At 39.3% G+C, this 5,170-nt stretch carries 7 protein-coding genes; all 7 read left to right on the top strand.

The genetic code is table 11. The features are described 5' to 3' along the window. Window positions 1-167, top strand: a 167-nt coding sequence (locus SORDD27_RS10225) for a GyrI-like domain-containing protein (RefSeq protein ID WP_231069316.1), incomplete at its 5' end; no start/stop codon positions are given. A gap of 191 nt (window positions 168-358) precedes the next feature. Beyond that, on the top strand, window positions 359-1,402 hold the full coding sequence (locus SORDD27_RS03760) for a bifunctional glycosyltransferase family 2/GtrA family protein (RefSeq protein WP_061427414.1): 1,044 nt from the start codon (window positions 359-361) through the stop codon (window positions 1,400-1,402). Continuing rightward, window positions 1,399-2,298, top strand: a complete 900-nt coding sequence (locus tag SORDD27_RS03755) for a phosphodiester glycosidase family protein (protein ID WP_061427412.1) — start codon at window positions 1,399-1,401, stop codon at window positions 2,296-2,298. The genes SORDD27_RS03760 and SORDD27_RS03755 overlap by 4 nt, the downstream gene beginning before the upstream one ends. Then, window positions 2,273-2,683 (top strand): hypothetical protein, encoded by a 411-nt coding sequence (locus SORDD27_RS03750; RefSeq protein ID WP_061427409.1) that lies wholly within the window; start codon window positions 2,273-2,275, stop codon window positions 2,681-2,683. Before SORDD27_RS03755 ends, SORDD27_RS03750 begins: the two co-directional genes overlap by 26 nt. A gap of 155 nt (window positions 2,684-2,838) precedes the next feature. After that, the gene (locus SORDD27_RS03745) at window positions 2,839-3,753 is read left to right on the top strand and encodes a cysteine peptidase family C39 domain-containing protein (protein ID WP_061427407.1); all 915 of its coding nucleotides are present in this window, start codon (window positions 2,839-2,841) and stop codon (window positions 3,751-3,753) included. 126 nt (window positions 3,754-3,879) lie between these two features. After that, window positions 3,880-4,422: a ClbS/DfsB family four-helix bundle protein gene (locus SORDD27_RS03740; RefSeq protein ID WP_061427405.1), complete on the top strand. Its 543-nt coding sequence runs from the start codon at window positions 3,880-3,882 to the stop codon at window positions 4,420-4,422. Window positions 4,423-4,707: 285 nt separating this feature from the next. Next, window positions 4,708-5,170 (top strand): hypothetical protein (locus tag SORDD27_RS10220; protein WP_061427403.1); only part of this gene is annotated, 463 nt, incomplete at its 3' end.

Here is a 5,170-nt window from a genome sequence, read left to right as displayed (position 1 = left end):
CTATACCAACAAGCATCCAACATGCTTGGAAATATGTTCTAGAAATTTTTTTCCCAGAAACTGGTTATCGCCACTCAGGAGCGCCAGACTTTGAAGTCTATACTGAAGGAGACATGTCGTCACCTGACTATCAAATGGAACTCTGGATACCAGTAATCAAGGACTAGTTAATTTTCTGACATTTTATAAAGATGCAAAACTAACTCTGTAGAAGGCACCTTCTACAGAGTTTTTCTTTTTTTGGAATCAGGGATTTTTAAGAAAAACAATAAAAGTGATTTTACTTTAATTTAAGTATAAGGAATTTTTAAGCATTTATCTGTATACTTTTCCAATCATCAAAGAAAGAGGTGTAAATATGAACTATCTAGTTATTCCAGCTTACGAACCTGACTACAATCTCATCAAATTGATTGAAAAGATTCACAACAGGAGCAATTTTTACATCATTGTCATTGATGATGGAAGTTCAGCAGAATGCCAAGACATTTTTGCTCAAGCAGAGGATTTTGCGACGGTGCTTCACCACCAGGTCAATCAAGGAAAAGGTCAAGCTCTGAAAACAGCCTTTGAGTACATTCAGTCACTTAACATGCCTGGAACTGTGGTCACAGCTGACTCAGATGGCCAACATAGGATCTGGGACATCTTTCGTAGCTTGACCAAATCAAGTGAAAATCCTAATACACTTGTTCTTGGTGTCCGTGCCTTTACAGGCAAGGTTCCCTTGCGTAGCCGTTTTGGAAATAGCTTGACTCGTATCTTGTTTAAACTACAAACGGGTGTTGCTGTATCCGACACACAGACAGGATTACGTGCCTTTTCAACAGATATGATTCCCTTCATGCTCAAGATAGAAGGCCAACGTTATGAATACGAGATGAACATGCTCCTTGAAGCAAGTCAAGTCTACCCAATCTTAGAAGTTCCGATTGAAACTGTCTATATTAACGATAATGCAGCCTCTCATTTTCGACCTGTACGGGATGGCTTGATGATTTATAAAAATATTTTAAAGTTTGCCCTCTCGTCTTTTAGTAGTTTTATCGTAGATTATGTAGTCTATGCTCTTTCAATCCTATGCTTGAGTTTTATTCCGACAGGTTTGCGTGTTCTCCTCTCAAATGGTTTGGCACGTGTGACTAGCTCCATCTTTAACTTCTCTACCAACAAAAAATTGGTCTTCAAGAACAAGGCGAGCAGTTTTAAAACAGGATCAGGTTATTTTGGATTAGCAGTTGGTCTCTTTATCTTAGACACCATCCTGATTCGTCTCTTTAATTCAGGTCTTGGAGTTAACTTGCTAATCGCGAAGATTCTTGTCGGAATCATGCTCTTTATCCTCTCTTGGACAGTTCAAACTCGCTATATTTTCAAAGAAAGGACCTGTAGCCTATTATGAAAGTTTTAAAGAAACCCTATCTATACGCCTCGGTTTTGGGCTTGTTCCTGACAAGCTCCTTTACCTATTCGATGTTGAAGACCTTTGTACTCGCTGAAACGATTTCCACTGTCTCTAATACCAGCTCAACTTCTAACACCACGGCAGCAAAAAATGCCCAAGTGACAGATACTAGCTATTCAGATGGAAATATCAGTGTCACCCTCACTGAAAAGACTGTCAACGAAACACAGGTCTATGTGGCAGATGTAACCCTCAGTTCATCGGATTATCTGAAAACAGCTCTAGCTCAAAACTCCTATGGAACCAATGTCACAGCTAAAACCTCTGTAACAGCCGCTGAAAACAATGCTATTCTAGCTGTCAACGGTGACTACTATGGAGCCAATAGTTCTGGTTATGTTATCCGTAATGGAGTTGTCTATCGGGACAGTGTACGTGAAGATGCTAGTAGCGGTGACCTTGCCATTTACAAGGACGGCTCCTTTAAAATCATCTACGAGGACCAAGTTTCAGCCAATCAGTTGGTTCAGGGCGGTGTCGTCAATCTACTGGCATTTGGTCCGTCTCTAGTTGAGAATGGAGAAATATCTGTTGATACCAATACAGAAGTCGGTCAAGCCATGGCATCAAATCCTCGTACAGCTATCGGGATTATCGATGAAAACCACTACATCATCGTCGTTTCGGATGGCCGTACCTCTGAAAGCAAGGGCTTGTCACTTTACCAGATGGCAGAAGTGATGAAATCATACGGAGTGAAGACAGCCTACAACCTTGATGGTGGTGGATCCTCAACTCTCTACTTTAACGGTCAGGTGATTAATAAACCGACTACAGGTGGAAGCAAAATATCAGAAAGGGCGGTGAGTGATATTGTCTACATTGGTTACTAAAATCAAAAACAAACGCCTCAAAAAGACACTCGTTAGCTATAGCCTTCTCACTATTTTCTTTTTTGCATTTAGCCGTATCTACGAGTCCTTTAGTTTTGGGGAGACCTCGCTTCATATGCACTATCTCTTTGCAGTCCCTCTAGTAGGGGGTATCGTTCTGGCATTACTGTTGAAAATCATGCCAAACGTAGGACGAATCAGCCTAAACTTGTGGAACTCGGCAGTTGCAGTCCTAACAGCTGGAATGCTCTTTCGAGGTATTGTCAATCTATCAGGTCGTTCAACGACCCTAGATCAACCTTACTGGTATGTCGGCCTAGCCTTTGGTATTTTGGCTATCGTCTCGCTTTTCTTTCATAAGAAAAACAGTCAAGAATTAGCTTAAAAATTGAAAACTGGTTGTTGAGAGAAACAGCCAGTTTTCTTGTTGAAGTTCATGACTATAGATCACAAAACCCCATATTATTTGTTTGGATTTTATGGGGCATGAGAATAGTTTTCTCGGTATAATAGTCCCATAGAAGATAAGGAGGCAGGAATATGCAGATGTATTTTGGAGATGTGTCACTTTGCTATAGCTATTCATTGGCAATGGCACTGGATGCCTATGGTTATGACTTTAAAGCAGATTTTTTAGAGGCAATCATGGTGATGGGAAATGGCGCTAGTATCGTAAAGGAAGATGACCAGCACCCTCTAGTATTCTTTGATAACGGAATGCCAGATCTTTCCATCTCCCATTCCTTAAAAATACTTGGGTTTGACTATGAGGATTTCTATCTAAAAGATGGAACTGAAGTAGATTTGGAAGAGATTAAAGGAAAGTTAGAAACCTTTCTGTCCAATGGACCTGTCGTACTGGGACCTCTTGATATGGGCCATCTGACCTACAATCCCAATCACACAATCCTTTATGGTGTGGATCACTTCGTAACCGTGTATGACATTGATGATCGGTATCTCTATTTGCATGATCCAGCTGGTTTTGCCTGTATGAAGGTTGCTTTTAATGACATACTAGAAGCATGGAAGGCAGAGGCTATTGACTATAAGCGCGGAGCCTACTCCATGTGGGGAAATTTTAAGAAGGTCAGGAGTCCTAGTCAGACTGAAATCTATCAGGAAACAGTAAGGATTATGAAGAACAGATATCTGAATGGCCAAAACGGTGTTTTGGAATGCTATGCAAAAGCAGTGGAAGAAAACGGCTTAAATACCGAGCAAAAGCAATTGCACCAGTATTTTAGCTTCAAACTTGCGGCTGTTCGAAATCTATACCTCAGTAAGTTCTTAAAAAACCATGATCCAGAAGGGGCAAGATTAAAAGAAGAATTGGCTACTCTATTTGGCCAAGCCCACCTTTCGTGTTTAAAAGAAGACTACCAAGAACTATCCCGCTTGCTCTGTCAGATAGCAGAAGTAGATGGTCTCTTTAAAGATTTATATGTAAAGTAGTGACTATAAGCATAAAAAAATAGTTCGTAAAAGCGGTTTTTCGTAAAACGAAGAACTGCTTTTTGAATATGGTATAATGAAGTAAGAAAATAGCTTATTCTACTTAAAAATGAAGGGAGAACTCCTATGCCTAGACCAAAAACAAAAGAGGAGCTAGTGTTAGCCTCTAAGGAAAACTATGAAAAGCTCAATCACTTTATATCTAAATTAAGTGAAGAGGAACTACAGACTCCTTTTGATTTTTCAAAAGACCAAAAGAAAAAAGAAGCTCACTGGAAAAGAGATAAAAATCTACGGGATGTCCTGATCCATCTCTATGAATGGCATCAGTTACTTTTGACCTGGGTACATTCTAACCAAATAGGTCATGAGAGACCTTTTCTCCCTGAACCTTATAATTGGAAAACTTATGGGGAAATGAATGTCGCTATTTGGAAGAAGCACCAGAAAACGTCTTTAGAAGAAGCGACTAGACTACTAGAGCAATCGCACGAAGAGGTTTTAGAGTTGATAGAAGGCTTCAGTAATGACGAATTGTTCACAAAAGGTATCTATAAGTGGACTGGAGGAACAAGTCTAGGTTCCTACCTTGTGAGTGCCACTTCCAGTCACTATGATTGGGCTCTGAAAAAGCTCAAAGCTCATCAGAGAAATTGTAAGAATAGCTAGTTGAAGTGCTATTGAAATTCACCAAAGGTTCTTCTAAGCTTCGAATAGCTTCATTCTCGTGAATTTTGAGCTCTTCTAGCTTTAGAATCCTTCAAAAATTAAAATTTAAGGCTATCATAGACTTAGAATAGGTCTAAAACATTTATTTTAATGTAATTTTAAGTTTAGGATTGCATTTATATTAAAGAAATTGGGCTGTTCTATTCTTAGAATGCCTTTATTCTGTGAAATGTTGACTAGAAACTGGTTCGAATGGCTTTTTTTCTGATATAGGATGATAGATAGATGGGGGAGATGATGAACATACAAAAAGAGAAAGTTAGAAAAGAGTTGGTGTCCCTCTGTTTGGGAGAGTTCACAGCCGTCCTATCCTTTTGGTTTTGTTTTTTCCTTTTGAAAAACCGGCTTGCTGATTGGAATAGTCTAGTAACTGTTCTCTATCCTTTGTCTTTACTGACATTTATTTTGCTTCAAGGTTCAATCTATTGGGCGATTTTGATTAGAAGGCTGTCGAAACCTCAGTTCGGAAGCGGAAATGTCCCTAAACTATATGGTGGTTTCAGAATACTAGACCTTGTTTTACTTATTTTAGGCTTTCCTTTTATTTTCTGGAATACACAGAGTCTCCAAGTAGCCATCTTAGCCACACTGATACAACTTTTTGCCCTTATCGAATGGGTTAATTATTTCCTCCTACGCCTATCTTATAGTTTGAACCCACTTGTTTTATGGAAACGAATTACCAAGG

The organism is Streptococcus oralis (assembly GCF_001579025.1).
GTDB classification, from domain to species: Bacteria; Bacillota; Bacilli; order Lactobacillales; family Streptococcaceae; genus Streptococcus; species Streptococcus oralis_X.
Note: the sequence above shows the minus strand (reverse complement) of the source record. Positions and strands in the feature narration are given on the sequence as shown.